At 74.8% G+C, this 26,700-nt stretch carries 22 protein-coding genes; 10 read left to right on the top strand and 12 right to left on the bottom strand.

The features are described 5' to 3' along the window. The first annotated feature begins 35 nt into the window (after positions 1 to 35). A complete protein-coding gene (locus ACFOYX_RS20770) occupies positions 36 to 1,163 on the top strand; it encodes a TOMM precursor leader peptide-binding protein (protein ID WP_322441251.1) in 1,128 nt (375 codons plus the stop codon). Beyond that, positions 1,160 to 2,506: an AarF/ABC1/UbiB kinase family protein gene (locus ACFOYX_RS20765; RefSeq protein WP_322441250.1), complete on the top strand. Its 1,347-nt coding sequence runs from the start codon at positions 1,160 to 1,162 to the stop codon at positions 2,504 to 2,506. The genes ACFOYX_RS20770 and ACFOYX_RS20765 overlap by 4 nt, the downstream gene beginning before the upstream one ends. A gap of 303 nt (positions 2,507 to 2,809) precedes the next feature. Here ACFOYX_RS20765 and ACFOYX_RS20760 read toward each other — a convergent pair whose 3' ends face one another. The 3 genes from ACFOYX_RS20760 to ACFOYX_RS20750 all read right to left on the bottom strand — a co-directional run bounded on the left by ACFOYX_RS20760 (position 2,810) and on the right by ACFOYX_RS20750 (position 5,856). Then, the gene (locus ACFOYX_RS20760; protein WP_109805172.1) at positions 2,810 to 3,175 is read right to left on the bottom strand and encodes a WhiB family transcriptional regulator; all 366 of its coding nucleotides are present in this window, start codon (positions 3,173 to 3,175) and stop codon (positions 2,810 to 2,812) included. A 132-nt stretch (positions 3,176 to 3,307) separates the two neighbouring features. Then, positions 3,308 to 3,535 (bottom strand): hypothetical protein, encoded by a 228-nt coding sequence (locus ACFOYX_RS20755; protein ID WP_255544696.1) that lies wholly within the window; start codon positions 3,533 to 3,535, stop codon positions 3,308 to 3,310. 158 nt (positions 3,536 to 3,693) lie between these two features. Beyond that, a complete protein-coding gene (locus ACFOYX_RS20750) occupies positions 3,694 to 5,856 on the bottom strand; it encodes an ATP-dependent DNA helicase UvrD2 (protein ID WP_322444126.1) in 2,163 nt (720 codons plus the stop codon). Positions 5,857 to 5,947: 91 nt separating this feature from the next. On the opposite strand from ACFOYX_RS20750, the gene ACFOYX_RS20745 reads away from it, so the two are divergent. Next, positions 5,948 to 6,190 carry a mycoredoxin gene (locus ACFOYX_RS20745; protein ID WP_322444125.1) on the top strand — a complete coding sequence of 81 codons (243 nt, stop codon included), beginning with the start codon at positions 5,948 to 5,950 and terminating at the stop codon, positions 6,188 to 6,190. A 102-nt stretch (positions 6,191 to 6,292) separates the two neighbouring features. On the opposite strand, the gene ACFOYX_RS20740 is transcribed toward ACFOYX_RS20745, so the two are convergent. Beyond that, positions 6,293 to 7,603 (bottom strand): MFS transporter, encoded by a 1,311-nt coding sequence (locus ACFOYX_RS20740; protein WP_377534244.1) that lies wholly within the window; start codon positions 7,601 to 7,603, stop codon positions 6,293 to 6,295. A gap of 225 nt (positions 7,604 to 7,828) precedes the next feature. Between ACFOYX_RS20740 and ACFOYX_RS20735 the strand changes: the two genes are divergently transcribed. The 3 genes from ACFOYX_RS20735 to ACFOYX_RS20725 all read left to right on the top strand — a co-directional run bounded on the left by ACFOYX_RS20735 (position 7,829) and on the right by ACFOYX_RS20725 (position 9,616). Further along, complete coding sequence (locus ACFOYX_RS20735) at positions 7,829 to 8,812, top strand: helix-turn-helix transcriptional regulator (protein ID WP_322440393.1); 984 nt, start codon at positions 7,829 to 7,831, stop codon at positions 8,810 to 8,812. 77 nt (positions 8,813 to 8,889) lie between these two features. Then, positions 8,890 to 9,129: a DUF397 domain-containing protein gene (locus ACFOYX_RS20730; RefSeq protein ID WP_322440392.1), complete on the top strand. Its 240-nt coding sequence runs from the start codon at positions 8,890 to 8,892 to the stop codon at positions 9,127 to 9,129. A gap of 217 nt (positions 9,130 to 9,346) precedes the next feature. Next, complete coding sequence (locus ACFOYX_RS20725) at positions 9,347 to 9,616, top strand: hypothetical protein (RefSeq protein WP_322440391.1); 270 nt, start codon at positions 9,347 to 9,349, stop codon at positions 9,614 to 9,616. A gap of 140 nt (positions 9,617 to 9,756) precedes the next feature. Here ACFOYX_RS20725 and nudC read toward each other — a convergent pair whose 3' ends face one another. The 3 genes from nudC to ACFOYX_RS20710 all read right to left on the bottom strand — a co-directional run bounded on the left by nudC (position 9,757) and on the right by ACFOYX_RS20710 (position 13,524). Beyond that, entirely contained in the window at positions 9,757 to 10,704 is a 948-nt protein-coding gene (gene nudC / locus ACFOYX_RS20720; protein ID WP_322440390.1) for an NAD(+) diphosphatase, read from the bottom strand. After that, on the bottom strand, positions 10,701 to 12,038 hold the full coding sequence (locus tag ACFOYX_RS20715) for a pitrilysin family protein (protein ID WP_322440389.1): 1,338 nt from the start codon (positions 12,036 to 12,038) through the stop codon (positions 10,701 to 10,703). The genes nudC and ACFOYX_RS20715 overlap by 4 nt, the downstream gene beginning before the upstream one ends. Positions 12,039 to 12,213: 175 nt before the next feature. Further along, complete coding sequence (locus ACFOYX_RS20710) at positions 12,214 to 13,524, bottom strand: pitrilysin family protein (protein WP_109804803.1); 1,311 nt, start codon at positions 13,522 to 13,524, stop codon at positions 12,214 to 12,216. Positions 13,525 to 13,785: 261 nt separating this feature from the next. Between ACFOYX_RS20710 and ACFOYX_RS20705 the strand changes: the two genes are divergently transcribed. From ACFOYX_RS20705 to ACFOYX_RS20690, 4 genes are read left to right on the top strand one after another with little or no spacing between them, the layout of a single operon-like run. Beyond that, positions 13,786 to 14,850 (top strand): ABC transporter substrate-binding protein, encoded by a 1,065-nt coding sequence (locus ACFOYX_RS20705; protein WP_322440406.1) that lies wholly within the window; start codon positions 13,786 to 13,788, stop codon positions 14,848 to 14,850. After that, positions 14,847 to 15,626: an ABC transporter ATP-binding protein gene (locus tag ACFOYX_RS20700; RefSeq protein ID WP_109804802.1), complete on the top strand. Its 780-nt coding sequence runs from the start codon at positions 14,847 to 14,849 to the stop codon at positions 15,624 to 15,626. Before ACFOYX_RS20705 ends, ACFOYX_RS20700 begins: the two co-directional genes overlap by 4 nt. Then, entirely contained in the window at positions 15,616 to 16,500 is an 885-nt protein-coding gene (locus ACFOYX_RS20695; protein WP_322440388.1) for an ABC transporter permease, read from the top strand. Before ACFOYX_RS20700 ends, ACFOYX_RS20695 begins: the two co-directional genes overlap by 11 nt. 4 nt (positions 16,501 to 16,504) lie before the next feature. Next, positions 16,505 to 16,948: an Rrf2 family transcriptional regulator gene (locus tag ACFOYX_RS20690; protein ID WP_322440387.1), complete on the top strand. Its 444-nt coding sequence runs from the start codon at positions 16,505 to 16,507 to the stop codon at positions 16,946 to 16,948. A 34-nt stretch (positions 16,949 to 16,982) separates the two neighbouring features. On the opposite strand, the gene ACFOYX_RS20685 is transcribed toward ACFOYX_RS20690, so the two are convergent. The 5 genes from ACFOYX_RS20685 to ACFOYX_RS20665 form a co-directional block, all read right to left on the bottom strand. Continuing rightward, positions 16,983 to 17,171, bottom strand: a complete 189-nt coding sequence (locus ACFOYX_RS20685) for a hypothetical protein (protein ID WP_322440386.1) — start codon at positions 17,169 to 17,171, stop codon at positions 16,983 to 16,985. Between the two features lie 192 nt (positions 17,172 to 17,363). Next, positions 17,364 to 18,674 (bottom strand): DEAD/DEAH box helicase, encoded by a 1,311-nt coding sequence (locus tag ACFOYX_RS20680; RefSeq protein WP_322440385.1) that lies wholly within the window; start codon positions 18,672 to 18,674, stop codon positions 17,364 to 17,366. Positions 18,675 to 18,896: 222 nt separating this feature from the next. Beyond that, the gene (locus ACFOYX_RS20675; RefSeq protein WP_007464836.1) at positions 18,897 to 19,100 is read right to left on the bottom strand and encodes a cold-shock protein; all 204 of its coding nucleotides are present in this window, start codon (positions 19,098 to 19,100) and stop codon (positions 18,897 to 18,899) included. 201 nt (positions 19,101 to 19,301) lie between these two features. Beyond that, positions 19,302 to 22,895: a UvrD-helicase domain-containing protein gene (locus tag ACFOYX_RS20670; protein ID WP_322440384.1), complete on the bottom strand. Its 3,594-nt coding sequence runs from the start codon at positions 22,893 to 22,895 to the stop codon at positions 19,302 to 19,304. A 49-nt stretch (positions 22,896 to 22,944) separates the two neighbouring features. Continuing rightward, a complete protein-coding gene (locus tag ACFOYX_RS20665) occupies positions 22,945 to 26,559 on the bottom strand; it encodes an ATP-dependent DNA helicase (RefSeq protein ID WP_322440383.1) in 3,615 nt (1,204 codons plus the stop codon). Positions 26,560 to 26,700: the final 141 nt, after the last annotated feature.

Raw genomic sequence — 26,700 nt, 5'->3', positions numbered from 1 at the left:
CGACGGAGGGCACGGACACGATCACCATCCGTGTCATGAGCCGTGCCACCCCGCTGACCCGTCCCACCCTGCTGCCCGGGCTGACCCGCCTCTGGCGGGACCGGCACACCCTGCAGCTCGGGGTGGAGCCCGGCCGTGCCGTCCTGCTGGAGGTGGCCAACCCCCGGGCCGCCCACCTGCTCGACCTGCTGGACGGCACCCGCAGCGAGCGCAGCGTCCTCGACTGCGCGACGACGGCGGACGTACCGTCCGACGAGGCCCGCGCCCTGCTCGACACGCTGCACGCCGCCGGCCTGGTCGTACCCGCGCACACCCTGCTCCCCCGCGACCTCGCCGGGCCGGTGCGGGCCCGGCTCGCCGCCGAGGCCGGGGCGCTGGCGCTGGCCGTGCCCGGGCCGCCCGGCACGCCCGCCCAGGTGCTGCGCCGCCGCCGGGCCGCCCGGGTGCTGGTCACCGGCGCCGGCCGGCTCGGCGGTCCGCTCACCGTGGCGCTGGCCCAGGCCGGCGTCGGCCACCTGGATCCCGACCTGGCCGGCCCGGTCCGCCCGGCCGACCTGGTCGGCACCGGCCTGGCCGCCGCCGAGGTGGGCCGGCCCCTTGCCGCCGCGCTCCGCGGCCTGCTCGGGCCCGTCGCGCCGGGCACTGGGACCGCGCCGTTGCGACGCGGCCGGGTCGACCTGGTCGTCCAGCTCGGCACCGACCGGCCGGCCGCCCTGCTCGCCGCCCGGTACGCCCAGCGCCGCCAGCCCCACCTCCTGGTCGGCCTGCGCGGCGGCGTGCCGCTGGTCGGCCCGCTGGTCCGGCCCCCGGTCGGGCCCTGCCTGAACTGCCTCGACCTGCACCGGGTCGACCGGGACCCGGACTGGCCCGCGCTCGCCGCCCAGCTCGCGGCCGGCGACGCGGACCAGGCCTGCGCCGCCACCACCGGGCTCGCGGCGGTGGCGTACGCGGCGGCGGAGGCGCTGGCCCACCTCGACGGCGGCACCCCGGAGACGCTCGGCTGCACGGTCGAGGTCGGCGGCGCCGGCCGGTTCCGCCGTCGAATCTGGTCCCCCCATCCGTCCTGCGAATGCTCGGGTGGTCGCCGGATCCGGTTCGAGCCCACCCGCTCCCGGCTTCGTAGCAGCAGCGGGCCCCCCGAGTCGGTAACAATGACCGGGTGACCGACATCCCGCGCCGGGCCGTGACCCGGACCGCCAAGCTCGCCGCTCTGCCGCTCGGCTTCGCCGGCCGGACCGTCCTCGGGATGGGCAAGCGGGTCACCGGGCTCGCGTCCGACGTCATCTCCGCCGAGATTCAGCAGCGCACCGCGGAGCAGCTGTTCAGCGTCCTGGGCCAGCTCAAGGGCGGGGCGATGAAGTTCGGCCAGGCGCTGTCGGTCTTCGAGGCGGCCCTGCCCGAGGAGATCGCGGCCCCGTACCGGCAGGCGCTCACCAAGCTCCAGGAGGCCGCCCCGCCGCTGCCCGCGGCGACCGTGCACAAGGTGCTCGCCGAGCAGCTCGGCCCGGACTGGCGGGACCGCTTCGTGGAGTTCGATGACACCCCCGCCGCGGCGGCCAGCATCGGCCAGGTGCACCGCGCGGTCTGGCGGGATCCCGGGTACGGCCCGTCCGGCGGCCCGAAGCACCGGGACGTGGCGGTGAAGATCCAGTACCCGGGCGCGGGCGACGCGCTGCTCGCCGACCTCAAGCAGCTCTCCCGGCTGGGCGCGATGTTCCGGGCGATCCAGCCCGGGCTGGACGTCAAGCCGCTCCTGGTGGAGCTGCGCGAGCGGATCACCGAGGAGCTGGACTACGAGCTCGAGGCCGAATCGCAGCGCGCCTTCGCGGCGGCGTACGCGGACGACCCGGAGATCTTCATCCCCGAGGTGCTCGACTCCTCGCCCCGGGTCCTGATCACCGAGTGGATCGAGGGGACGCCGCTGTCGCAGATCATCCGGGAGGGCACCGAGGAGGAGCGCGACGAGGCCGGGCGGCTGATGGCCGTGCTGCACCTCTCCGCGCCGATGCGGGCCGGACTGCTGCACGCCGACCCGCATCCGGGCAACTTCCGACTGCTGCCCGACGGCCGGCTCGGCGTGATCGACTTCGGCGCGGTGGCCCGGATGCCCGAGGGCACCCCCGAGCCGATCGGCCGGATCGCCGCGCTGGCGCTCCGCGGCGACGCGGAAGCGGTGGTGGCCGGCCTGCGCGAGGAGGGCTTCGTCAGCCCCACCGAGCCGATCGACGCCGAGGCGGTGCTCGACTTCCTCCGGCCGATGCTGGAGCCGATCGCCGCCGAGGAGTTCCGGTTCACCCGGGCCTGGCTGCGGGGCGAGGCGACCCGGCTGGCCAGCCCCCGGTCGCCCACCTTCCAGCTCAGCCGGCAGCTCAACCTGCCCCCGTCGTACCTGATGATCCACCGGGTGACGCTGGGCTCGATCGGGGTGCTCTGCCAGTTGGAGGCGAAGGCGCCGTACCGGGCGATCCTGGAGCGCTGGCTCCCCGGCTTCGCCCCGGTGGCCTGACCGACGGAACCCCGCGGGGGCGGTGGCCGGAATTCCGGCCACCGCCCCCGCGAATCGGTACGGACTAGAGAACGCCCAGGTCGCGAGCCGACTGCTTGCGGCTGGTCATGGCGACGGTACGGGCGGAACGGGTTGCCTCAGTGCTCGTGGTGGTGCGACCGGCCTGAGGCCGGGGCATTCGGGCCCGGGACAACGCTTCGTGGAGTAGTTGCATCTCGACGGCTCCATTGGGTGCGTACAGCATTTGATTCATCTCTCTGACAACCGGCTCGCGGCCGGCCTGGGTACGGATCGGGTGCATTGTCAGGCTGCCAGCCGGACCGCGTGCCGCGACTCGGACAGCCCACTGGCCGCCAGTCGCGCCTCGGCCTCGACCCGCAGGGCGGCGTCACGGGCGAGGTCCTCCTTGCGCGGACGGCCACGGGGCCGCTTGCGCGGGACGACCGCGCCACGCTCGAAGATCTCGCCACCCCAGACGCCCCAGGGCTCGGCCCGCTCCGCCGCACCGGCGAGGCACTCGACGCGCAGCGGGCAGTCCCCGCAGAGCGACTTGGCCAGCTCGAGCTCGGCAGGCGAGTCGGAGAACCACAGGTCGGGGTCGAACTTCCGGCAGGGCAGGTTCGCCTCCACGTCGACGCTCACGTCGAGCGGGGCCAACGCCAGACTCATGCCCGGTCACCTCTCTCTCACTTCGATCTCGTGGATCGCATTTCCGACGTACTTCGGCAGGGCAAAAAAACTGAGGCCGCGGATCCCGGTGTGCGGGTTCCGCGGCCTCGAGGTGAGCCGGTGGTCTGGTGATCAGACCGGTCTACCTCGAGGTGGAACGCCGCGGACATCCATGCGCTTCTTGGCGCCATCGATGCCCTTGCCCGTGAAGCCACTGGTCCCCGGGTTCTGAATTCCGGTGGGCGCAACGGTCAGGGTCAGCTCGGCCTGAACCTGGACCTGGTGCACCTGCGGAACGGACGGTCGCGCAGCGGCAAGGACCACCCGGACAGCCGACAGCGGAGCGCAGGCAGCCGGCATCACCGCCGGACGCTCATAGGTGAAGATCTCCACGGGTGCCACCTCCCTCACGTTCCTCGTGCCGACTATGGACTCAGCCCCTGTGAGCAGCCGGAATGGCGCCGCTCCCAAGGTGTGTCCTGAGGCTATTCCTCGCCCCAGGGCGAGGGCAAACGAATTTACGACTCGATTTCGAAAGTTTTCTCCGGGCAGACGTCGTCGACCGCCGCGCCCTCCACCAGGGCCAGCACGGTCTCGCCGTAAAGGCCCAGTTTGCGGGGACCGATCCCGGCGATCGCGATCAGCTCCTCGGTCCGGCCCGGCTTCCGCTCGGCCAGCGCGGTCAGCGTGGCGTCGGTGAACACCACGTACGCCGGCACCTTCTGCGCGCCGGCCACCCGTTGCCGCCACTCACGCAGCCGCTCGTACAGTTCCTCGTCGATGTCGGACGGGCAGGTCGGGCAGCGGCCCAGCTTGCGGTCCGCCCCGCCGAGCAGGGTCGCGCCGCAGATCCGGCAGGAGACGACCTGGTTGCGCCGCCGCTCGGTCCGCCGGGCCGCGCCCGGGCCGGCCCGCTCGGCGCCGCCGCCCGAGCGGTCGAGCTGGGGCAGGAAGCGGGACGGCCGCCGGGCCCGTCCGCCCGGCGATCGGGCCCCGGCGTACGACAGCCAGAGCCACTCCCGGGCCCGGGTGATCCCGACGTAGAGCAGCCGGCGCTCCTCCTCGACCTGTTCCGGGGTCTTCGCGTACGTGGTGGGCAGGGTGCCCTCGGCGAGACCGACCAGGAAGACGGCGTCCCACTCCAGGCCCTTGGCGGAGTGCAGCGAGGCCAGGCTCACCCCGTCGACCGTGGGCACGTGCTGCTGGGCGGCGCGCCGGGCCAGCTCGTCGTTGAAGTCGGCGAGCGTCACCGGCCGTTCCACCGCGGCGGCCTCGCCGACCGGCAGCACCTCGGGCGTCGCGGCGTACTCCTCGGCGAGCTGGACCAGCGCGGCGAGCGCCTCCCAGCGCTCCCGGGCCGCGCCGCCGGCCGGGGCGGCGTCGGGGGCCCAGCCGACCGCGGAGAGCCCCTCGACGACGGCGGTCGGCAGCGGTGTCTCCCCCGGGATCGAGCGGGTAGCGGCGCGCAGCGCGACCATCGCCTGGCGCACCTCGGGCCGCTCGAAGAAGCGCTCCGCCCCCTGCACCACGTACGGCACCTCGGCCTCGGTGAGCGCCTTCTCGTACGCCTCGGACTGCGCGTTGGTGCGGAACAGCACCGCGATCTCCCGGGCCGGGGTGCCGCCGTCGACCAGCGCCCGGCAGCGGGCCGCGACGGCGTTGGCCTCGGCCGGCTCGTCGGTGAAGATCCGCAGCTCCGGTTCGGGACCGGCCGGGCGCTGCCCCACCAGCTCCAGCCGCAGCCGGGCCTCGGCGCCCCGGGCCTGCGAGATCACCGCGTTGGCCAGCCCGACCACCTGCGGGGTGGAGCGGTAGTCGCGGACCAGCCGGACCACCGTGGCGCCCCGGTGCCGGCGCGGGAAGTCCACCAGGTACGACGAGCTGGCCCCGGTGAAGGAGTAGATGGTCTGGCTGGCGTCGCCGACCACGGTGAGGTCGTCCCGGCCGCCGAGCCAGGCCTCCAGCAGCCGCTGCTGGAGCGGGTTGACGTCCTGGTACTCGTCGACGACGAAGTGCCGGTACTGGCCGCGTACCTGCTCGGCGACGTCGGGGTGCTCCTCGATCCCCCAGACGGCGGCGCGCAGCATGTCCTCGAAGTCGATCACGCCGTTGCCGCGCTTGAGCTTCTCGTACGCGGCGAAGACCTCGGCCACCTTCGCCGGCTCGTGCGGGGTGTCGCGCAGCGCCTTGGCCGCGGCCACCACGTACTCGCCGGGCTCGACCAGGGACGACTTCGCCCACTCGATCTCGCCGGCGAGGTCCCGGGCGGCGGCCCGGTCGGCCCGCAGGCCCACCTTGGCGGCGGCCAGGGTGACCACCCGGACCTTGCTGTCCAGCAGCTCCGGCATGGCCCGCCCCTCCAGCAGCCGGGGGGCGAAGTAGCGCACCTGGCGCAGGGCGGCGGCGTGGAAGGTGCGTGCCTGCACGCCGGCCACGCCCAGCGCGGTGAGCCGGGCCCGCATCTCGGCGGCGGCCCGGGCGGTGAAGGTGACCGCGAGCACGTTCCGGGGGGAGATGTCCCCGGTGAGTGCGCGGTGGGCGATCCGGGAGGTCACCGCGCGGGTCTTGCCGGTCCCCGCGCCGGCCAGGATGCAGACCGGACCGGCCGGGGCGGTCACCGCGGACCGCTGCTCCGGGTCGAGCCCGGCCAGCACCCGTTCCGCCGCTGAGTGAACCACCACAGGCAGGAATCATTCCAGCCGCCGGCGATGTTGCAGCGGTTAGCCTGGCCTGATCTGACCGGGCGTGAGCCACCCCTTGGAGGACCTGATCATGTTGACGATGTATTCCACCACGTGGTGCGGCTACTGCTACCGGCTGAAGTCGCAGCTCGACCGGGAGGGCATCGGGTACGAGGTGGTCGACATCGAGCAGGACCCGAAGGCCGCGGAGTTCGTGATGAAGGTCAACGGCGGCAACCAGACCGTCCCGACCCTGCGCTTCGCCGACGGCAGCGCCCTCACCAACCCCTCGATCACCCAGGTCAAGCAGCACCTCGCCAGCCTGAACGCCTGACCCACAGCACCGCACGGAAAGAGCGGCCGCCCCCTCCGGGGCCGGCCGCTCTTCCATCTCCCGACCCCCGCCCTCCCCGGCTCGCCCCGGTTGATCATGAAGTTATCGCCCTCGTCCTCGGCGTGTCGTGACAACAACTTCCTGATCGACGCCGGTGGCGAGCGTGAGGGCGGGGTCGGTCGGGGGGCGGGGGGAGGGGATGCGGGGGCGGTGGGGGGACGCGGGCTCGGGTGGGGGTGGGGTGAGGCGGCGGCCGTGCCAGAGATAGGCGCCGGCGGCGGTGGTGATCACCCCGACAAGGGCGAAGAGCAGGCGGTAGTCCAGCGCGCCCACGAGCAGGGCGCCGGCCCCGATGGAGACCGCCTGCGGGCCGCTGACCAGGGCCTCGGACGCCGCGGCCACCCGGCCGAGCAACCCCACCGGGGTACGCCGCTGGATCAGCGTGTTCAGCCCGACCATGGTCAGCGGCAGCGACACCCCGGCCAGCAGCAGGGCCATCACCCCGAGCCAGAGCCGCGGGTACGCCAGGGCCAGCGCGGCCGGGCCGAAGAAGGTCACCCCGGCGGCGAGCGCGCCCACCTCACCCACCCGCCGGACGGCGGTCGCCGAGAGCAGCCCACCGACCAGCCCGCCGATCCCCTGCACGGTGACCAGCACGCCGACGAACGCGACGTCCCGGCGCAGCCCCTGGTCCACGTACGCGAAGATCAACGACTCGGTGAAGCCCATCACCAGCGAGCCCAGGCCGTACCCGAGCAGGGCCCGGCGCAGCGCGGGCTCGCCGGCCAGGTGCCGCAGCCCGGCGCCCAGTTCGGCCGGCCAGCGCAGCTCGGCGGCGGCCGGCGGCGTCTCGGCGACCCGCAGCAGGCCGACCACGGCGGCGGCGGTCAGGAAACCGGTCATCGCGAGGGTGACCAGCAGCCAGCCGCCGACGGCGGCGTACAGCCCGGCCCCGGCGAGCGGGCCGACCAGCCGGAGTCCCTGCCGCACGGTCTGCAGCACCCCGTTCGCCTCGGCCAGCAGTTCGCTCGGCACGAGTTGCCGGATCAGCCCGCTGAGCACCGCGCTGAGCGTGATGTACGACAGGCCGTACAGCGCGGCCACCACGTAGATGATCCGGACGTCGGCCCGGTCCCGGACCGCGAAGAGCGGGCTGAGCAGCACGGCCGTGGCCAGGTTGGCGGCCACGAAGAACGGCCGCCGGGGGTACCGGTCGACGACCCAGCCGACCAGCGGCGCCAGCGTCATCGGCGCGATGATCGCGAAGATGGTCGCGCCGGCCATCCCGTCCGATCCGGTCAGCTCCTTCACCCAGACGGCGAGGGCCAGCAGCAGGATCGACTCGGCCGCCATGCTGGCCAGCAGGGCGGCGAAGAGCAGGCGGAATTCGGGGCGGCGCAGGACGGTGCGCATGCGTTCCCTCCGGCGGGGCGGCGCCCGAGGGCGGGCGCGTCGGGGGCGGCGCCGGCGGGGACCCCGTCGTCGGGCGGCCGGCACCTCTCCACGGTCCTCTTTTCTCGCGAGACACGCCCTCGCCGGAACCTCCGACACCGGTCGCGCCGTCCATACTGGCCGTGGGGGGCGAATTCCATACAGTTACCGTCGCCTCCTGCGGCGGTCGACGGAGAAGAGGACATCGTGCCTCCTGCCGTACCGAGCCCGATCCTGCGCCGGCGCAGGCTCGGCACCGAGTTGCGCCGGCTGCGCGAGGCAGCTGGTCTCACCGGGGACCAGGTCATCGAGCGGGTCGGCTGGGCCTCCGCGTCCAAGTTGTCCCGACTGGAGAACGGCCGCAGCCGCCCGGACCCGGACGACGTCCGGGACCTGCTCGCCCTCTACGGGGCCGAGGACGAACTGCACGAGGAGCTGCTGGGGATCACCCAGGAGGCCGGCGACATGCGCGGCTGGCTGCGCAACTTCCCGGTGATGACCCAGCAGCAGCGCGGCTTCGCCGAGCTGGAGGCGGGCTGCGCGGAGATCTCGGAGTACAACCCGGTGATCGTGCCCGGGCTGCTGCAGACCCCGGGTTACGCCCGGCACCGGATCATCTCCGCGGCCCAGGTCGCCGAGCAGGCCGGCGACCCGGAGACCGGCGAGGACCCGGAGACCGAGGTACGCGCCCGGCAGGCCCGGCAGTCACTGCTGACCCGCTCCCCCGACGCGCCCCGCTACACCGCAGTCCTGGAGGACGCGGCCCTCGGCTGGCGCGCCGGGCCGCCCGAGGTGCTGCACGAGCAGATCGTGCACCTCTGCGAGCTGGCCATGCTGCCGAACGTCACGCTGCACCTGCTGCTGCGGGACACCCGGATCGCCGACTGGTACCTGCCGCCGACCGCCTTCTCGGTCTACCGGTTCGCCGATCCGCTCGATCCGGAGACGCTCGCGATCGAAGGTGGCTTCACCGACGTCATGTCGACCGAGGCAAACGCCCTAAATCGCTATAAAGTGGCGTTCGAGTGGCTATGCTCGGCGGCGCTCTCCGCATCGGACACCCTCTCCTGGCTCATCGAGGCGACGGGGCGGCTGACCGAGACGGCACCCGAGGCCACGGCGGCGTACGGCCCGGCAACGGCGCCGGTCCAGCGCCGCCGGAACTCGGGGCGCCTCACGACGGATCGGTGACCCCACGAGGGGACGGGTCCGTCCGGCCGGCGGCGTCACTCGCCCCCATCGGAGCACTCCAGAGCAGGAGCAGGACCATGAACGAGATCCGCAACAGCCCGGTCGGCCTCGCCCAGCAGCTCGCCGATGCGTCGTGGCGCACCAGCACCCGCAGCCAGACCTCCAACTGCGTGGAGGTCGCCCCGCTGCGGGCCGGGCCGGCCGCCGTCGCCCTGCGGGACAGCAAGGACCGGGGTGGCCCGGTGCTGCTGTTCAACCGGACCGGCTGGCTCGGCTTCATCGCCGGCGCGAAGAACGGGCAGTTCGATCTGAACTGATCCGCCGATGACCGAGGGGCCGTCGGCGCAGCGCCGGCGGCCCTCTCGCGTGTCCACTGCCGACGACCGTCCTGACCAGGGGTCCTCCGATCGGTCTACGCCGCCGGGGATCGTCGAGTTTCACTTGCTGGGACGACCACCGGGCGTAACATGACGAAAGAGTGACGTGGAAGTTCCAGCGCGTACTCGTCCGTCGCGATCCGTCCGGGGGACACCCATGCGGTTCCTGATCGTTCGCACCGACATCCGCACCGCCGCCGACAACGACATCGCGGCCGCCTGGGCCGGCGGTGGCCGGCTGCGGGACGAGACCACCACACCGGAACCCCGCCGCCAGGTCGTGCACGCCGAGGACCGCGAGGCCGCGCTGGTGCTGGCCCGGGCCCTGGCCACCGTCGGGGCGGTCCGCTCCGGCCGGCAACGGGTCAAGGTGGTGCCCCTCGCCGACCCCGACCCCGGGCAGCCGTACCGCTGGGAGCGCACCTGACCCGCACCTGACGTCCGTCGTGGCCGGACCGGCTTCCCCCGCCGTGTTCCTTGCCCCAGCCGACCACGACGGCCCGTGTTCCCGGCCCGTGACCCTCGCGGCAACGACGGTCACGGGCCGGGACCGCGTCCGGCCCCGGGTCAGCAGTGGCCGTCGAGCCAGCGGTGGATCAGGAAGAGCGCGATCGAGGAGGGCGGCGGCAGGACCAGCAGGTTGCCCTCGCCCGCGTCGACCGGGCGCCCGGCCAGGGCGGCGCCGATCTCGCGCCGGGTGAACCAGCGGGCATGGGCGATCTCCGCCGGGTCGACGCGTACCGGCTCGTCGGCGTCGGCGCGGGCCAGGTAGCCGAGCATCAGCGACCCCGGGAACGGCCAGGACTGGCTGCCCGCGTACGCGATCTCCTCGACCCCGACGCCGACCTCCTCGCGGACCTCGCGCAACACGGCGGCCTCCGCCGACTCCCCCGGCTCGACGTACCCGGCGAGGCAGGAGAAGCGACGCTGCCCGGGAGTGCTCGGCCAGGTGGCGTTGTTGCCGAGCAGGCAGCGCCCCTCCGGCCCGGCGACCCCGTCGTGCACCAGCACGATCATCGCCGGGTCGGTACGCGGCCACACCCGGCCGCCGTCCGGGTCGATCCGCGACCAGCCCGCCTCGTCCACCTGGGTCGGCTGCCCGGTCGAGGACGAGTAGCCGTGCCGGAGGTGCCAGTTCAGCAGCGCGAGCGCGGTGGTGAAGATGCCCGCGTCCCGGTCGACGAGCAGATGTCCCACCTCGCGCAGGTTGACCGGCCGGGCACCGGGCAGCGCCGGCAGCGGCGCGTCCACCGCGAAGACCGGCACCCCGTCCGGCTCGACGCCGAGGAACATCGGCACCGACCGGGGCACCTCGGGCAGCTCGCCGGAGTCGAGCAGCACCAGCTCCGGCGGGGCCGCCTCGCCCCGGACCAGCGCGCGGCCGTCGTCGGTCGAGTCCAGCACCAGCACCCGGGCCCGCTGCCACGCCTCGGCGAGCCAGCCCGGGTCGGTGCGCCGGTGCGCCGCCCGGTCCAGGGTGGACCGGGCCAGCGGCGGGGCGGCCTCACCGGTCACGCCGACTCCGTGCGCACCGGGGTGAGGGCGGACAGCGGCCCGGCGACCCGGTCGGCGTCACCGAGCACGACGGTGACCGCCTTCGCCGGGGACAGGTAGCGCGCCCCGGCCTCGGCGACGTCCGCGACGGTCGCCTTCGCCAACCGGGCGGCGTGCTCGGCGAGGAAGTCCAGGCGCAGCCCGTTGCCGGCGTACGCGCTGGTCAGCGAGGCGAGCCCGGCCTGGGTGGACATGCCGAGCTGGAGTGTGCCGAGGGCGTACTGGCGGGCCTGCTCCAGCTCCTCCGGCCGCACCGGCAACGACGCCAGCCGGCCCAGCTCGTACATGGTCTCCAGCAGCGCCGGGGCGGTGACCTCGGTGGCCACCTCGGCGCCGGCGACCAGCACCGACCCGGCCACCGAGTGCTCGACCAGCGAGTGCGGGCCGTACGTGTAGCCCTTGTCCTCCCGGATGTTCTCCACCCACCGGGAGGAGAAGTAGCCGCCGAAGACCAGGTTGGCCAGCTGCAGCGCGGCGTGGTCGGGGTGGGTGCGCGGGACCGCCGGCAGCGCGAGCCGAAGCGACGACTGCACCGAGCCGGGGCGGTCGACCAGCAGCAGCGGACCGGGCTCCAGCGGCGGGGCGGGCGGCAGCTCGGCGGGGTGCCCGCCCCCGCGCCAACCGCCGAGCGCCTGCTCGGCGGCGTCCAGCGCGCGTTCCGGCTGCACGTCGCCGACCAGCACCAGCACCGCGCCGGCCGGGTGCACCCGCTCGGCGTGCAGCTTGCGCAGGGCCGGCGGGCGGACCGCGCGGACCTGGTCGGGCTCCGGGGTCTGGACGGCGTAGGGGTGCCGGCCGTAGATCCGCTTCAGCAGCGCGGTGCGGGCCAGGTGCGCGGGCTGGCTCTGCGCCACCTGGATCCGGTCGACCAGCCGGTCCCGCTCGGTGTCGACCCACTCCGCGGGGTAGGTGGCCCCGGTCAGCACGTCGGCGAGGATCTCCAGCATCCGGTCCAGCCCGGTGACCAGGCCGGCCCCGGAGAGCATCAGCCGGTCCGGGTCGACCCCGGCGGAGAGCCCGCCGCCGACCCGCTGCAGCTCGGCGGCGATCTGGTTCGCGGTCATCGTCTCGGTGCCGGAGAGGATGGTCTCCGCGAGCATCGCGCCGCGGGCCAGGTGGCTGCGCCCGAACGGCATCCAGAGCCGCAGCTCCACCAGGGGCACCGCCGGCCGGCGTACGGCGATCACGGTGAGCCCGTTGGCGAGCGTGCGCTCGGCCTGCTTGGGCAGCTTGAGCTTGCGGTTGGGGCCGAGCGGCGGCAGCGGCCGCGTCCCGGTCTCCACGGTTGCCGTCACTGACCCGCCTCCGTTCGCGACTGCGGTGCTCGCAACCCCGGCTCGCTCCTCGCGCTCACCTGACTTGTCTTCGTTCGCGACTGCGGGGCTCGCAACCCCGGCTCACTCCTCGCGCTCACCTGACTTGTCTTCGTTCGCGACTGCGGGGCTCGCAAACCCGGCTCGCTCCTCGCGCTCACCGGGCACCTCCGGCGATGACCTCGATGGACGCGCGGCGCTCCGGCCGCAGGGTGGCGGCGGCGGCGCGGACCTGCTCCTCGGTGACCTCGCCGACCAGCCGGGGCAACTCGTTGAGCAGGCCCGGCTCGCCGCGCTGCTGCTCCAGCACGGCCATCCGCAGCGCCCGGCCGAGCACCGCGTCGGTGTCGCGCAGCAGGTGGGTGGCCATGCGCGCCTGGGTACGGGCCAGTTCGCCCTCGGTCAGCCCGTCGGTGGCCAGCCGGTCCAGCTCCTCGTCGATGGTGCGCAGCACCTTGTCCACGTCGCCGCCGGGCGGCAGGTGCGCCTGGAGCAGCAGGGCCGTGGGGTCGCGCACGTCGAACGGGTCGCCCATGAAGCCCAGGTAGCCGCCGAGGCTGGTGACCGTCCGGTCCCGCTGGACCAGCCGCTCGACCAGCCGGGACGCGTCCCCGTCGGTGAGCACCTCGGCCAGCACCACGTAGGGCAGGTAGCCGGCGAAGTCGTCGACCGGGTCGGGTACCCGCCAGGCCCCGGCCACCGCCGGCAGCGGCGCCAGCTTGTCGGGGTACGACGCGCGCCGCTCGGCGGTCAGGTCGGGCTCGGTGAAGTCGGGGCGCCGTGGGGCGGGCCGGGCCGGCACGTCCCCGAAGTGCCGCTGGATCAGCTCGGTCGCCTCGGCCACGTCGACGTCCCCGCTGACCGCGAGGACCGCGTTGCCGCTGGCGTAGTAGCGGCGGAAGAAGTCGGCCGCGTCGGCGACGGTGGCCGACTCCAGGTCGTCGAAGGAGCCGTACCCGTCGTGCGCGTTGGGGAAGGTGTCGAACATGACCGGCGGCAGGGTCAGCCAGGGGAACCCGCCGTACGGCCGGTTGAGCACGTTGACCCGGATCTCCTCCTTGACCACGTCGACCTGGTTGCGCAGGTTCTCCTCGGTCAGCCGGGGGCCGCGCATCCGGTCGGCCTCCAGGAACAGCGCGCGCTCCAGCGCGTTGCTCGGCAGGGTCTCGAAGTAGTCGGTGTAGTCCAGGTGGGTGGAGCCGTTGAAGGTGCCCCCGGCGCCCTGGACGTGCCGGAAGTGGGCCAGCTTCTCGAGGTTCTCCGAGCCCTGGAACATCAGGTGCTCGAAGAGGTGGGCGAAGCCGGTGCGTCCCTCGGGTTCGGAGCGGATGCCGACGTCGTAGACCACCGCCACCCCGATCACCGGGGCGCTGCGGTCGGGGGTGAGCACCACCCGCAGGCCGTTGTCGAGGCTGAACCGCTCGACCGGGTACTTCGTCGCTGGAATCTTCGCTCTCCGCGTCGGCACGAGATCGACAGTAGCGCGTCGGCCCCCCGCGTACCCGGCTCCTCGGCGCAGCTGTGGGCAGTGTGCCGGGCGGATTCCGGCGGCGGCCCGGACGGCGGTCCCGCCGGTGGCCCGACCGGCGCCGCGAAGTCCACCGAACAGGTGGGAATTGCCGAGAACGCCGGAGCGAGGCGTCCCGGATGGTGGATCGGTCTTGACGCCGGCCACGACCTGCCCCACTCTTCCTACCAACTAAGTAGGAATACTGTGGATTGGACAATGATGAGACGGCTCCCCTTCCGCCGGCTGGTCTCCCTCGCCACGCTCGCCGTCGTCGGCGCGGCCACCCTGGGCGCCACGGCCGCCTGTGGCGACGACAGCGACGGCGCCGCCGGCAAGTCCGGCCCGGTCACCCTGCGGCTCGGTTACTTCCCCAACATCACCCACGCCCCCGCCGTGGTCGGCGTACAGAAGGGCATCTTCGCCGAGAAGCTGGGCAGCGACGTCACGCTGGAGACGAAGACCTTCAACGCCGGGCCGGCCGCGATCGAGGCGATCTTCTCCGGCGCGCTCGACGCCACGTACATCGGTCCGAACCCGACCGTGAACGCCTTCTCCAAGTCCAAGGGCGAAGCCGTCCGGGTCGTCTCCGGCGCCGCCTCCGGCGGCGTGGCCCTGGTGGTCAAGCCGGAGATCACCACGGTCGAGCAGCTGCGCGGCAAGAAGATCGCCACCCCGCAGCTCGGCAACACCCAGGACGTGGCGCTGCGCTACTGGCTCAAGGACAAGGGCCTGAAGACCACCAAGGAGGGCGGCGGCGACGTCAAGGTCGTCCCGCAGGAGAACGCGCAGACGGTGGAGACCTTCGCCAGCGGCGCCATCGACGGCGCCTGGGTGCCGGAGCCCTTCGTCTCCCGCCTGGTCAACGCCGGCGGCAAGGTCCTGGTCGACGAGCGGGACCTGTGGCCGGACAAGAAGTTCGTCATCACCAACCTGATCGTCAGCACCAAGTTCCTCAAGGCCCATCCGGACGTGGTGAAGAAGCTGGTCGAGGGGCAGGTCGCGGCGAACGAGTTCGTCCACAGCAAGCCGGACGAGGCGCAGCAGGCCATCTCCGACCACATCGGCAAGATCACCGGCAAGCCGCTGGACGTCAAGCTGATCAGGCAGGCGTGGCCGACCCTGGAGTTCACCAACGACCCGATCGCCTCCTCGCTGAAGGCCGGCCTGGACCACGCGGTCGCCGTCGAGCTGACCCAGCCGGTCGACCTGAACGGCCTCTACGACCTGAAGTTCCTCAACGAGGTGCTGAAGGCCGAGGGCAAGTCCGAGGTCAGCCAGCCGTGACGTCGACCACCACGACGCCGCGTAGCGCGACCGGCTCGGTCGCGCTGCGCGGCGTGACCAAGGTGTACGGCCAGGGCGAGAACGCCGTCCTGGCCCTGGACGGGGTGTCGCTGGACGTCGCGCCCGGCGAGTTCGTCTGCCTGGTCGGCGCCTCCGGCTGCGGCAAGAGCACGCTGCTCAACCTGGTCGCCGGCCTGGACCGGGCCAGCGGCGGGCGGATCGACCTCGACGAGGGGGTCAACCCGGGCCTGATGTTCCAGGAGCCGGCGCTCTTTCCCTGGCTCACCGTCGAGGCCAACCTCGAGGTGCCGCTCAAGCTGCGCGGGCTGCCCCGGGCCGAACGCCGCGCGAAGGTCGCCGAGCTGCTGCGCACGGTCCACCTGTCCGAGTTCGGCCGCAAGCGGCCGCACCAGCTCTCCGGCGGCATGCGGCAGCGGGTCGCGCTGGCCCGCACCCTCGCCCTGGACACCCCGGTGCTGCTGATGGACGAGCCGTTCGGCGCGCTCGACGCGATGACCCGGGACATCCTGCACGACGAGCTGGAGCGGATCTGGTCCGAGCGGAAGCTCACCGTGCTCTTCGTGACGCACAACGTCCGCGAGGCCGCCCGGCTCGCCGACCGGATCATCCTGCTCTCCAGCCGGCCCGGCCGGATCATCTATTCCACCCCGGTCGACGTGCCCCGGCCCCGACGCATCGACTCGCCCGAGATCGCGAACATCGCCGCCGAGGTCACCGACCGGCTGCGTACGGAGGTGGGCCGCCATGGCCAGTGACACGCTCGCCGAAGCTCCGCGCACCGACGCGGAGATCTCCGGCCTGGACGCGCTGGAGATTGCCGGCCGGGAGAAGGGACCGTCCCGGGTACGCCGGTTCTGGTCGGCGACCTGGCCGAAGCTGGCCGCCCTGGCGCTGACCATCGGGCTCTGGCAGGCCGTGGTCTGGACCGGCTGGAAGGACGAGTGGGCGCTTTCCCCGCCGGCCACGGTCTTCGCGGACCTGGGCCACTATGTGCTCACCGCCGCGTTCTGGGACGGTCTGGCCACCACCGGCCGGCGGGCCGCGGTCGGCTTCGCCGCCGCCGTCGCCGTCGGCCTGGTGCTCGGGCTGGCCGTGGCCCGGGTGAAGGTGCTCCGGGCCGCGCTCGGCTCCATGATCACCGCGCTGCAGACCATGCCCTCGATCGCCTGGTTCCCGCTGGCCATCCTGCTCTTCGGGCTCACCGAGCAGGCGATCTTCTTCGTGGTGGTGCTCGGCGCGGCGCCGTCCGTCGCCAACGGCGTCATCCACGGCGTCGACTACGTGCCACCGCTGCTGATCCGGGCCGGCCGCAACATCGGCGCCCGCGGGCTCAACCTCTACCGGTACGTCATCGCGCCCGCCGCGTTGCCGGCCATCGTGGCCGGACTGAAGCAGGGGTGGGCGTTCGCCTGGCGCAGCCTGATGGCCGGCGAGCTGCTGGTGGTCATCGCCGAGAGGACGTCCATCGGCGCCCAGCTCACCTACGCGCGGGACTTCTCCGACGCGCCCCGGCTGATGGCGATCATGATCGTCATCCTGGTGGTGGGCATCCTGGTGGACGCCGCGTTCGGCGCCGCGGACAAGGCGATCCGGCGCCGCTGGGGCGTGCTGGACCAGGCCGGCAACTGAGCCCGTGTACGTCTCCGCGAGAGCCGACTACGCGCTCCGGGCCATGCTCGCCGTCGCCGACACCGCCGGGTCCGCCGACGGCGCGGCCAACGGTGGCGGCGAGCTGGTCAAGGCGGCGAGCCTGGCCGAGCGCCAGGACATCCCGCTCAGCTTCCTCCAGGGCATCCTGCTCGACCTGCGGCGGGCCGGGCTGCTCCACAGCCACCGGGGCACCGAGGGCGGCTACGCCCTGACCCGCCCCGCCGACCAGATCAGCGTGGGCGACGTGCTGCGCGCGCTCGGCGGCTCGCTGACCAGCGTGCGGGGCCTGCCGGCGGACCGCGCCGGCTACCACGGGGCGGCCACCGGGCTGCGGGACGTCTGGCTCGCGGTGGACGGCGCGATCGCCCTGGTGGTGGACCGGACCACCCTCGCCGACCTGCTGGTGGACCGCGCCGGGACGCGCTGACGGCGCCGCTCCCGGCACCGGCCGGCGGCGCGGCTCAGCTCGCGCTCGGCCCGCCGACCCGCCCGGTCGGGCTGTGCAGCACGACCAGCCCGGCCCGGGCGGCCCGGTCCGCGGTCGGGTGCCAGGGACCGAACGCGGCGACCATGGCGAGCAGCAGACCCGCCCCCGCCACCGCGAGGACCAGCAGCAACTCCCGCGTCCCCGAGCCGGCGTCACCCGTCATGATCGCCCCTCCCGCGCCCGGCCGGTCCCCCGACCTCTTCCCCCGGGTGCCAGCATCGGCGCGCCCGCGGCCGGCCGCAGTCAGCCATCGGACCCGCCTTCCGCTGATCCCCGACTCAAGGTCCGCCCCGGCGCCGAAGCGCGACGGAAACGACGAACGGCCCCCGAAGGGGCCGTTCGTCAGGCAGTGCGCTCAGGCGGTGCGGGGCCGACGCGGGCGGCGGGAGCGCCCGGAGGCGCGGTGCGGGGCACGGCCACCGTCGCCGGCTCCGCTGGCCGGCCTGGGGCGCGCGGCGGCCGCCGGCTGCGGGGTGACGATGGTCACCGGCAGGCCGGAGGGCTCGCGGGCCCCGGTCACCCGGGCCAGCGCCTCGTCGCCGAGGCGCACCTGGGTCGACTGCGGCTTGATGCCGGCCACGCTCATCAGCCGGGAGACGTCCCGGCGCTGCTCGGGCAGGACCAGGGTGACCACGGTGCCGGACTCCCCCGCCCGGGCGGTACGCCCGCCCCGGTGCAGGTAGTCCTTCGCCTCGGTCGGCGGATCCACGTTGACCACCATGTCCAGGCCGTCCACGTGGATGCCCCGGGCGGCCACGTCGGTGGCCACCAGCGCGGTCACCTGGCCGGTGCGGAACTGCTCCAGGATCCGGGTGCGCTGCGGCTGCGACTTGCCGCCGTGCAGCGCGGCCGCGCGTACCCCCTTGGAGAGCAGCTGGCGGGCCAGCCGGTCGGCGCGGTGCTTGGTCCCCATGAACAGGATGGTGCGGCCCTCGCGGGCGGCGATCTGGGTGAGCGCGGCGGGCTTGTCCACCGCGTCGACGTGCAGCACGTGGTGGGTCATCGCGCTCACCGTGGCGGTGCCCGGGTCGACCGAGTGCGACACCGGGTTGCTCAGGAAGCGGCGGACCAACCGGTCCACGCCGCCGTCCAGCGTGGCGGAGAAGAGCATCCGCTGGCCGTCCGGGGCGACCTGCTCCAGCAGCTTGGTGACCTGCGGAAGAAAGCCCATGTCGGCCATCTGGTCGGCCTCGTCGAGCACGGTGATGGCGACCTCGCCGAGGCGGGCGTCGCCGCGGTTGATCAGGTCGTGCAGCCGGCCGGGGGTGGCCACGACCACCTCGACGCCGGCGCGCAGCGCGTCCGCCTGCCGCTGCAGCGACAGGCCGCCGACCACGGTGGCGCAGCGCAGCCCGAGGGCACGGGCGTACGGGGCGAGCGCGGTGGTGACCTGCTGGGCCAGCTCCCGGGTCGGCACCAGCACGAGCGCGAGCGGCCGGCCGGGGCGGGCCCGGCGGCCGGCGATGCGGTGCAGCAGCGGCAGCCCGAAGGCGAGCGTCTTGCCGGAGCCGGTCCGACCCCGGCCGAGCACGTCCCGGCCGGCGAGCGAGTCCGGCAGCGTCGCCGACTGGATCGGGAACGGCTCGGTGATGCCCTGCGCCGCCAGCTCGGTGAGCAGCGCCGGGGCGAGCCCGGTCGCGGCGAAGGTGGGAATGGTCATGGTCATGCGGAATGCCTTCCTCGACGCGGCACGTGTCGAGGGAGGGCGCCGCAGGGCGGCGCTGTCGTCGGCGGTCAAGCCCGTCGCGACTCACAAGCACGAACCGAAGGTGGTACGGGCCGGTCCGCCGCAGCACGCGCGCCCCGCGGAGCGGGTGGGCGGCGCGGCGGACCGGTCCCGTCACCGCACCCGAGAGGGTGCGGTGGATGGTGCTGGGTGATCCGAAGATCAGAGCGGGCGGATGTTCTCCGCCTGCGGGCCCTTCTGGCCCTGGGTCACCTCGAACTCGACCCGCTGGTTCTCGTCCAGGCTCCGGTAGCCGGAGGACTGGATCGCCGAGAAGTGGGCGAAGACGTCGGCGCCGCCGCCGTCCGGGGTGATGAAGCCGAAGCCCTTGTCAGCGTTGAACCACTTGACGGTGCCAATAGCCATTTGTTTCGTCTCCTTGACGGAACGTCGAACCCGCACCTGTTGCGGGCTCGAAGAGGAGCGCTCCGCGCGGGCATGCGCGAATCGCCTGTCGCTGCTGGTCGCCCCGCCCGGAGAACTCCGGACACAACAAAGAGCGCCTGGGGCCACAATCCGCCAGGCGCACACAGAGTCTCTGGAAACCAAAACTGCAACGCGCCTAACCTACCACGGATTACGTAACGTGGGGCGGTCCGCCGAAATTTCCGGTACGCCGGCGATCAGCGCGGTCAACCCGTCGGCGTCGAGCAGGTCGGCCGGGCGGACGGTGACGCCGTCCCGCACGTAGTGGAAGGCGGCGCCCACCCGCTCGACCGGCACGCCGGCCAGCTCGGCCCAGGCCAGCCGGTAGACGGCGAGCTGCACGGCGGCCACCTCGGCCTCCCGCCCGGCGGGCTGCCGGCCGGTCTTCCAGTCGACCACGTCGAACCGGCCACCCGGCCGGGCGAAGACCGCGTCCATCCGCCCCCGGACCACCACCCCGGCGATCACTGTGGCGAACGGCACCTCCACCTCCAGCGGCACCCGGTCGGCCCACTCGCTGGCCAGGAATCGCTCCTGCAGCTCGGTGAGCGCCTCGTCGGGGGCCGCGTCGTCGTCCGCGGCGCCGGGCAGCTCGTCCACGTCCAGCAGCCGGTCGGCGCCGAAGCGCTGTTCCAGCCAGGTGTGGAAGGCGGTGCCCCGGCGGGCGTACGGGTTGGGCTCGGTGGGCATCGGGCGGCGCAGGGCGCGCGCCAGGGCCCCCGGGTCGCGGCGCAGCGCCACCAACTGGGTCACGGACAGGTGCCGGGGCAGCTCCACCTCGACCGCCTCGGCCCGACGCAGCAGCTCGGCCCGCTCGGCGAGGAGCAGGTCCGCCTCCCGCCGCCACCGCGCCACCTCCGGGTCGTCCGCACCGCCGGCGGCCGGGGCCGCGTCGCCCGGTGCTCCGGCGGCGCCGTCCCGGCCCGCACCGGCCCTCGCCGGTCCGGCGGCCGCCTCGGGGTCGACGGGCTCGGGGCGGGCCGCCTCCGGGCCGACGGGCTCGGGGCGGACCGTCTCCGGGCCGACGGGCTCGGGGCGGACCGTCTCCGGGTCGACGGGCTCCCGGTTGGCCGGCTCCGGCTCGGCGGGCTGCCGGCGGGCCGCCTCGGGATCGGCGAGGAAGCGGCGGACCAGGGCGGCGGCCTCGGCCAGGGCCGGCCGGCGGGCGCCGAGCGGGTCGGCGGGCCACTCGGCGCGCAGCACCACCTCCGTGGTCGGGTTGACCGCGTCGCCGGGAGGTTCCGCGGCCCACTCGTCGACCAGGTGCCCGGCCCCGCCGTCCAGGCAGGCGTCGTGCACCTCGCGGAGGAGGACCGAGGGCCCGCGGAACCGCTTCGTCCCCTCCCCCCACCAGTACCCGGAGCAGAGCAGCAGCCGCCGGGGCCGGGTCACCGCCACGTACGCCAGCCGGCGCTCCTCCCGCTCGTCGTGCGCCCGCCAGGCGTCGGTGAAGTCCTCCACCGCCCGGGCCACCCCGCGCTGGTCCTCGGCGGCGGCGAGCTTCAGCTCGGGCAGCCCGTCGGCGTCGCCGCGGAGCGGGAACGGCAGCACACCCAGGCCGCCCAGCCAGTGGTCGGAGTTGCGGACCGGCCCCGGCCAGACGCCCCGGGTCAGCCCGGCGACCGCGACCACGTCCCACTCGAGGCCCTTGGCGGCGTGCGCGGTGAGGATCTGCACCGCACCCTCCACCACCTCGACCTCGCCGGGGGCGAGCCCGCGCTCCTCGTCCTCGGCGGCGGCGAGGAAGGACAGGAAGCCGGCCAGGGTCGCGCCCGGCGTCTCCCCGCTGAACCGGGCGGCGACGTCACCGAGGGCGTCGAGGTGGCCGCGGGCCAGGCCGGCGTCGCCGGCGCCGTCCCGGCCGGCCCGGACCGCCACCTCCACGTCCAGGCCGATGGTCCGCTCGATGTCCGCGATCAGCTCCGGCAGGGTCTGGTCGAGCCGGTACCGCAGCAGGGCCAGTTCCATCCCGTACGCGCGCAGTCGCGCGTACCCCTCCGCCGAGTACGCCTGCGCCGGCCCCAGGTCGGCCAGCGCCTCGACCAGCGTGGCCTCGTCCAGCACGTCCACGGCGATCTCCGGCCCGTCGTCGCCGGTCAACTGGCGGCGGGACCGGGCGATCGACCGGGCCCGCCGGTGCAGCGCCACCAGGTCGCGCGGCCCGATCCGCCAGCGCGCCCCGGTGAGCAGCCGCAGCAGCGCCGCCCCGTCGGTCGGGTCGGCGAGCACCCGCAGCGTGCAGACCACGTCCCGGACCTCGGGGGTGTCCAGCAGACCGCCCAGGCCGACCACCTCGACCGGCAGCCCGCGGGCGCGCAGCGCGGACTCGATGGCCGGGATCTGGCTGCGCAGCCGGACCAGCACGGCGGTGGTGGGGCGTTGCGGCACCGGAATGTGCTCGGGCAGCGCCCCGGGCATCCGGGCCGCCCCCCGCCAGGCGCCGAGGACGCCGTCGGCGATCCACTCGGCCTCGTCGGCGTACGTCTGGAGCAGCGCGCAGTGCACGGTGCCGGCGGCGTGGCCGCGCGGGCTGCGGTGCGGGATGGGCTCCTTCACGCTGAGCGCGGCCCGCAGCTCCGGCACCTGCGCCCCGGCGGCCCGCAGCGGGGTGGCCAGCGCGTTCGCCACGCCGAGGATCTCCGGGCGGTTGCGCCAGCTCGTGGTCAGGCTCAGCACGTCGGCCGGGGCGCCGTCGGCGCGGGCGAAGTCGCCGGGGAAGCGGTCCAGGGTGCCGGCGCTGGCCCCCCGCCAGCCGTAGATGGACTGGCAGGGATCGCCGACCGCGGTGACCGGGTGGCCCCCGCCGAAGAGCGCGTTGAGCAGCACCACCTGGGCGTGGCTGGTGTCCTGGTACTCGTCGAGCAGCACCACCCGGAAGCGGTCCCGCTCGATCACCCCGACGCCGGCGTGGTCACGGGCCACCCGGGCGGCCCGGGCGAGCTGGTCGGCGAAGTCCATCGCCTCGAAGTCGTCCTTGCGGCGGGCGTACGCCCGGACCAGCGGGAGCAGCTTCAGCCGGGTCTGCTGGAGTCGCAGCGCCTTCCGCACGTCGGCGTAGACCCGGCCGGGGCGGGCCTGCACGTCCGCGAAGAACCGGCCGGTCCAGGCGGCGAGGGTGGCCGGGTCGACCAGGTGCTCGTCCAGCTCCCCGGCCAGCGCCAGCACCGCGTCGGTGATCGTGCTGGGCATCCGCTCCACCTCGGACATGTCGCCGTCGTAGTTGCGCACCAGCAGGTCCACGAGCTGCCACCGGGACGCCTCGGTGAGCAGCCGGGTGGTCGGCTCGTACCCGGCGCGCAGCCCGTGCTCGGTGACGATCCGGCCGGCGTACGAGTGGTAGGTGGAGACGGTCGGCTCGCCCGCGAGGGGGTCCTCGTGCGGGTCCCGGCCCTGCCGGCCGACGCGACGGATGAGCTGGTCGAGCCGGGTACGCACCCGGTGCGCCAGCTCGCCGGCGGCCTTGCGGGTGAAGGTGAGGCCGAGGATCTGCTCCGGCCGCACGTACGAGTTGGCGACCAGCCAGACCACCCGGGCGGCCATCGTCTCGGTCTTGCCGGAGCCGGCGCCCGCGACCACCAGCAGCGGCTCCACCGGCGCGGCGATGATGGCCGCCTGCTCCCGGGTGGGCGCCGGCAGCCGGAGCAGCTTGGCCAGCTCGACCGGGGTGTAGCGGGGGCCGGAGTCGGCGGTCCGCGGCGCCGGGGTCGCGGTGCTGAAGAGCGCGGGCTGGGTCACGTCTCCGCCTCGGTTCGCGACTGCCGGCCTCGTGGCCTACTCCTGGCGCTCACGGATTCTCCGGGGGACGGACGGTCGGCGGCTCGACGACCTGGCGGCCCTGCCCGGACACCGGGCAGCTCGTGCGCACCGGGCAGACCCGGCACTTCGAGTTGGCGACGGCCGCGAAGGTGGCGGCGGCCATCGTATCGGCGGTGCGCCGGACCAGCGCGGTCGCCCAGCCGGCCTCCGGGCCCTCCCCGGCCGCGGCCTGGGTCTGCTCCCTGGCGTCCTTCGCCCCGGTGCCGAGCTGCACCAGCGCGGCGCCGCCCGACTCCTCGCCGAACTCGGCGAACGCCCCCGCCTCCACCGCCGCCTGGTACGCCCCGAGCTGCGGGTGCTCGGCGACCTCCCGCTCGGTGACCGCGGTGGACTTGCCGGTCTTCAGGTCGATCACCACGAGCCGGCCGTCGGCGTCGACCTCCAGCCGGTCCACCCGGCCGGTCAGCTCGACGGGCCGCTGCGGGTCGTCGAGGCGGACGGCGAACTCGTGTTCGATGGCGAGCAGCCGGCGCGGGTTGCCGGCCAGCCAGCGGAGCAGCTTGTCCACCATGGCCTCGGCACGGGCCCGTTCCGGCCCGACCATCCAGCGGGCGGCCAGCTCGATCGCGTCGAACCGGGCGGCCACGTACTCCAGCAGAGCAGTGCGGTCGGCGCTGGCGTCCTCGGCGAGCATCGCCGCGGCGTGCACCAGGTTGCCCACCCCCTGCGCGGCGCTGGCCGGGCCGCTGCCGCCGTGCCGTTCCAGCAGCCAGCGCAGGCTGCACCGCAGCGCGCTCTCCATGGCCGACGGGGTGACCCGGACCGGCTCGCCGTCGTCGACCAGCGGCCGGTCGTCGGAGAGGCCACGCAGCCCCCACCAGTCGTCGGGGTGCGCGCCGGGGACCCCGGCGGCGGCCAGCCGGGCCAGCTCGGCCGCCGCGGCGCGCCGCCGGGCGGGCGGTGCCGCCGGGTCGGTGACCGCGGTACGCAGCTCCGCCACCAGCGCCGAGAGGGTGAGCCCGCGCGGCGGGAGGGTGACCGGCAGCACGCCGGGCCGATCGGCCCCGGCGTCGCCGGGCGGCTCGCCCTCGACGGTCAGCGCCGCGCCGTCACCCGAGCGGGCGGCCCCGGCGTCGCCGGGCGGGTCGCCGCCGACGGCGAGGGCCGAGCCGTCACCCGGCCGAGCACCGCCGGAGCCGCCGGGCTTCGGGCCCGCCGGCTTCGGGCCGCGTGCCGTCGGCCCGGACGGGGCCGGACCCGCCGCCGGTCCGCCGCCGCCGATCGCGGGCGGCTCGGTGGCGGCCAGCTCGTGCAGGAAGCGGCTGGGCTGTTCCTCGTGGTCGTCGCCGCCCACCGCCGCCGAGGCGACCGCGGTGACCAGCAGCCGGTGCCGGGCCCGGCTGATCGCGACGTGGAACAGCCGTCGCTCCTCGTCCAGCAGCGCCGAGGTCTGCCCGACCAGGCTGGCCCGGGTGCCGGCGCCGGCGGCCCGGCCGGCCAGCACGTCGACCAGCCGCTCGGAGCCGAGCAGGCTGCCGCGCAGCCGCAGGTCCGGCCAGACACCCTCCTGCACGCCGGCGACCGCGACCAGATCCCATTCCAGGCCCTTGGCGGCGTGCGCGGTGAGCAGCCGGACCGCGTCGCCGCGGTCGGCGCTCGCGGCCAGGGTGTCGGCCGGCAGGTCCTGCCCGAGCACGTGGTCGAGGAAGACCTCGGTCCGCGCGCCGGGCAGCCGGTCGGTGAACCGGGCCGCCGCGTCGAAGAGGACCAGCACGGCGTCGAGGTCCCGGTCGGCGGCCTCGGCCCGCCAGCGCTGGGCGGTCTCGTGCTCCCCGGTGGCCGCCCGCCCCCGGGTGATCGCCCCGGCCCAGCGTTCGGCCAGGCCGCTGTCCCGCCAGACCGCCCAGAGCACGGTCTCCGCGGTGGCGCCCGGGGCGGCCGCGGCCTGCCGCGCGGTCTCCAGCAGGGCCGCCACCGCCTGCGCGGGCGCCGCCCAGCGCCGGTCGATCGCGGCCAGCTCGGCCGGGTCGCGCAGCGCCTCCACGATCAGCTCGCCGGAGGGCCGCCGGTCGCCGCCGGCCAGCGCGAGCGCGCGCAGCCCCTGGCGGAGCCGCCGCTCGGCGAGCGGGTCGGCGCCGCCGAGCGGCGAGTGCAGCAGGGCGACCGCGGCCTCCTCGTCCAGCCGCTCCGGTTCCAGCGCGCACCGCAGCAGGAGCAGCAGTGGCGCCACCCCGGGTTGCAGGTGCAGCGGCAGGTCCTCGCCGTGCACGACGGTCGGCACGCCGGCGGTGTGCAGGGCGCGGCGCAGCGACGGCAGCTGCCGACCGGTCGAGCGGACCAGCACCGCCATCCGCGACCAGGGCACCCCGTCGAGCAGGTGGGCCTCGCGCAGCGCGTGGGCCAGCCAGGCCGACTCGCTGGTGGCCGAGCGGAACGTGCGGACCTCGACCGCGCCGGGCGCGGCGTCGGGCAGCGGGCGGAGCTTCCGGTGCGCCGCCGGGCCGCGCAGCCGGCGGGCCAGCCGGGCGGTCGCGGCCAGCAGCCCGGGGCCGGCCCGGTACGAGGTGGTGAGCACGACCTGGGCGGCCGGCGCGCCGGAGGCGGTGCGGAACCGGTGCGGGAAGGCGGTCACCCCGGCCGGGTCGGCGCCACGGAAGGCGTACGTGGACGAATCCGGGTCGGCGAACGCGACCAGCGGCTGGCCACCGCCGGCGATCACGGCGAGCAGGTCGAGCTGTGCGGGGTCGGTGTCGGCCAGCTCGTCGACGTAGACGTGGGCGAGCCGGCGGCGCTCCGCCGACAGCAGCTCCGGGTCGTCGAGCAGCATCCCGGTGGCGGCCCGGACCAGCTCGGCCGGGTCGTACGCCACCGAGCCGCGGTTGCTCACGTCGCGCAGGGCGAGGACGGCGACGTACTCCCGGAGGAAGCGCGCGGCCGCGGGCCAGTCGGCGCGGCCCAGCTTCTCCCCCAGCCGGGCCAGCTCGACCGGGCCGACGCCGCGCTCCGCGGCGCGCATCAGCAGGTCGCGGAGCTGGGCGGCGAACGCCCGGGTGCGCAGCGCGGGGCGCAGGTCCTCCGGCCAGCCGACCGGGTCGTCGTCGGGTTCCTCGCCGACCACGTCGAGCAGCTCGCGGATGATCAGATCCTGCTCGGGACCGGTGAGCAGCCGGGGCGACGGCTCGCCCCGCTCGGCGGCGGCCCGGCGGAGCAGACCGAAGGCGTACGCCGGGAAGGTCCGCACCAGCGGCTCGCGGACCACCCGGTGCCCGTCCCCGGCGATCCGCGCCTCGATCCGGTGACGCAGGTCGGTGGCGCCCCGCCGGCCGAACGTGAGCACCAGGATCCGCTCCGGGTCGACGCCCTCGGCGACCCGGGCGGCGACCGCCTCGACCAGGGTGCTGGTCTTGCCGGTGCCCGGACCGCCGACGACGAGCATCGGCCCGTCGGTGTGCGCCACCACCTCGGCCTGCACCGGGTCGGCCAGCCGGACCGTGGGGTGCGCGTCATCGCCCGCCGACCCCTCGGGCCGGCGTTCCGCCGCGGTCGTCCCTCCGGACCGACCGTCCCCCCGCGCCGCCCCGCCGGGCGGCCCGTCCCCCCGGACCGCCTCGCCAGGCCGACGCACCAGCCGGTACGCCTGCATCAGCTCATCCCACCACGCCCGTACGACACCTCCCGCGACACCATCTCACCCTCGCGCCCAACTCACGTTGATCATGAGTTTGTCGCCCCGACACGCCGGCATCGACGACGACAACTTCATGATGGAGCGTTGCCGGGGCGG

Origin of the sequence: Micromonospora sp. GCM10011541 (assembly GCF_042650725.1) — a bacterium.
Taxonomy (GTDB): Bacteria; Actinomycetota; Actinomycetes; order Mycobacteriales; family Micromonosporaceae; genus Micromonospora; species Micromonospora sicca.
Note: the sequence above shows the minus strand (reverse complement) of the source record. Positions and strands in the feature narration are given on the sequence as shown.

What these genes read in the sequence shown, in the direction of transcription:
- ACFOYX_RS20770 (WP_322441251.1), top strand. Translation starts at nt 36, where the DNA reads ATGAGCCGTGCCACCCCGCTGACCCGTCCCACCCTGCTGCCCGGGCTG.
- ACFOYX_RS20760 (WP_109805172.1), bottom strand. Translation starts at nt 3,175, where the DNA reads ATGAGTCTGGCGTTGGCCCCGCTCGACGTGAGCGTCGACGTGGAGGCG.
- ACFOYX_RS20755 (WP_255544696.1), bottom strand. Translation starts at nt 3,535, where the DNA reads ATGCCGGCTGCCTGCGCTCCGCTGTCGGCTGTCCGGGTGGTCCTTGCC.
- ACFOYX_RS20745 (WP_322444125.1), top strand. Translation starts at nt 5,948, where the DNA reads ATGTTGACGATGTATTCCACCACGTGGTGCGGCTACTGCTACCGGCTG.
- ACFOYX_RS20740 (WP_377534244.1), bottom strand. Translation starts at nt 7,603, where the DNA reads ATGCGCACCGTCCTGCGCCGCCCCGAATTCCGCCTGCTCTTCGCCGCC.
- ACFOYX_RS20730 (WP_322440392.1), top strand. Translation starts at nt 8,890, where the DNA reads ATGAACGAGATCCGCAACAGCCCGGTCGGCCTCGCCCAGCAGCTCGCC.
- ACFOYX_RS20725 (WP_322440391.1), top strand. Translation starts at nt 9,347, where the DNA reads ATGCGGTTCCTGATCGTTCGCACCGACATCCGCACCGCCGCCGACAAC.
- ACFOYX_RS20705 (WP_322440406.1), top strand. Translation starts at nt 13,786, where the DNA reads ATGAGACGGCTCCCCTTCCGCCGGCTGGTCTCCCTCGCCACGCTCGCC.
- ACFOYX_RS20695 (WP_322440388.1), top strand. Translation starts at nt 15,616, where the DNA reads ATGGCCAGTGACACGCTCGCCGAAGCTCCGCGCACCGACGCGGAGATC.
- ACFOYX_RS20685 (WP_322440386.1), bottom strand. Translation starts at nt 17,171, where the DNA reads ATGACGGGTGACGCCGGCTCGGGGACGCGGGAGTTGCTGCTGGTCCTC.
- ACFOYX_RS20680 (WP_322440385.1), bottom strand. Translation starts at nt 18,674, where the DNA reads ATGACCATGACCATTCCCACCTTCGCCGCGACCGGGCTCGCCCCGGCG.
- ACFOYX_RS20675 (WP_007464836.1), bottom strand. Translation starts at nt 19,100, where the DNA reads ATGGCTATTGGCACCGTCAAGTGGTTCAACGCTGACAAGGGCTTCGGC.
- ACFOYX_RS20665 (WP_322440383.1), bottom strand. Translation starts at nt 26,559, where the DNA reads ATGCAGGCGTACCGGCTGGTGCGTCGGCCTGGCGAGGCGGTCCGGGGG.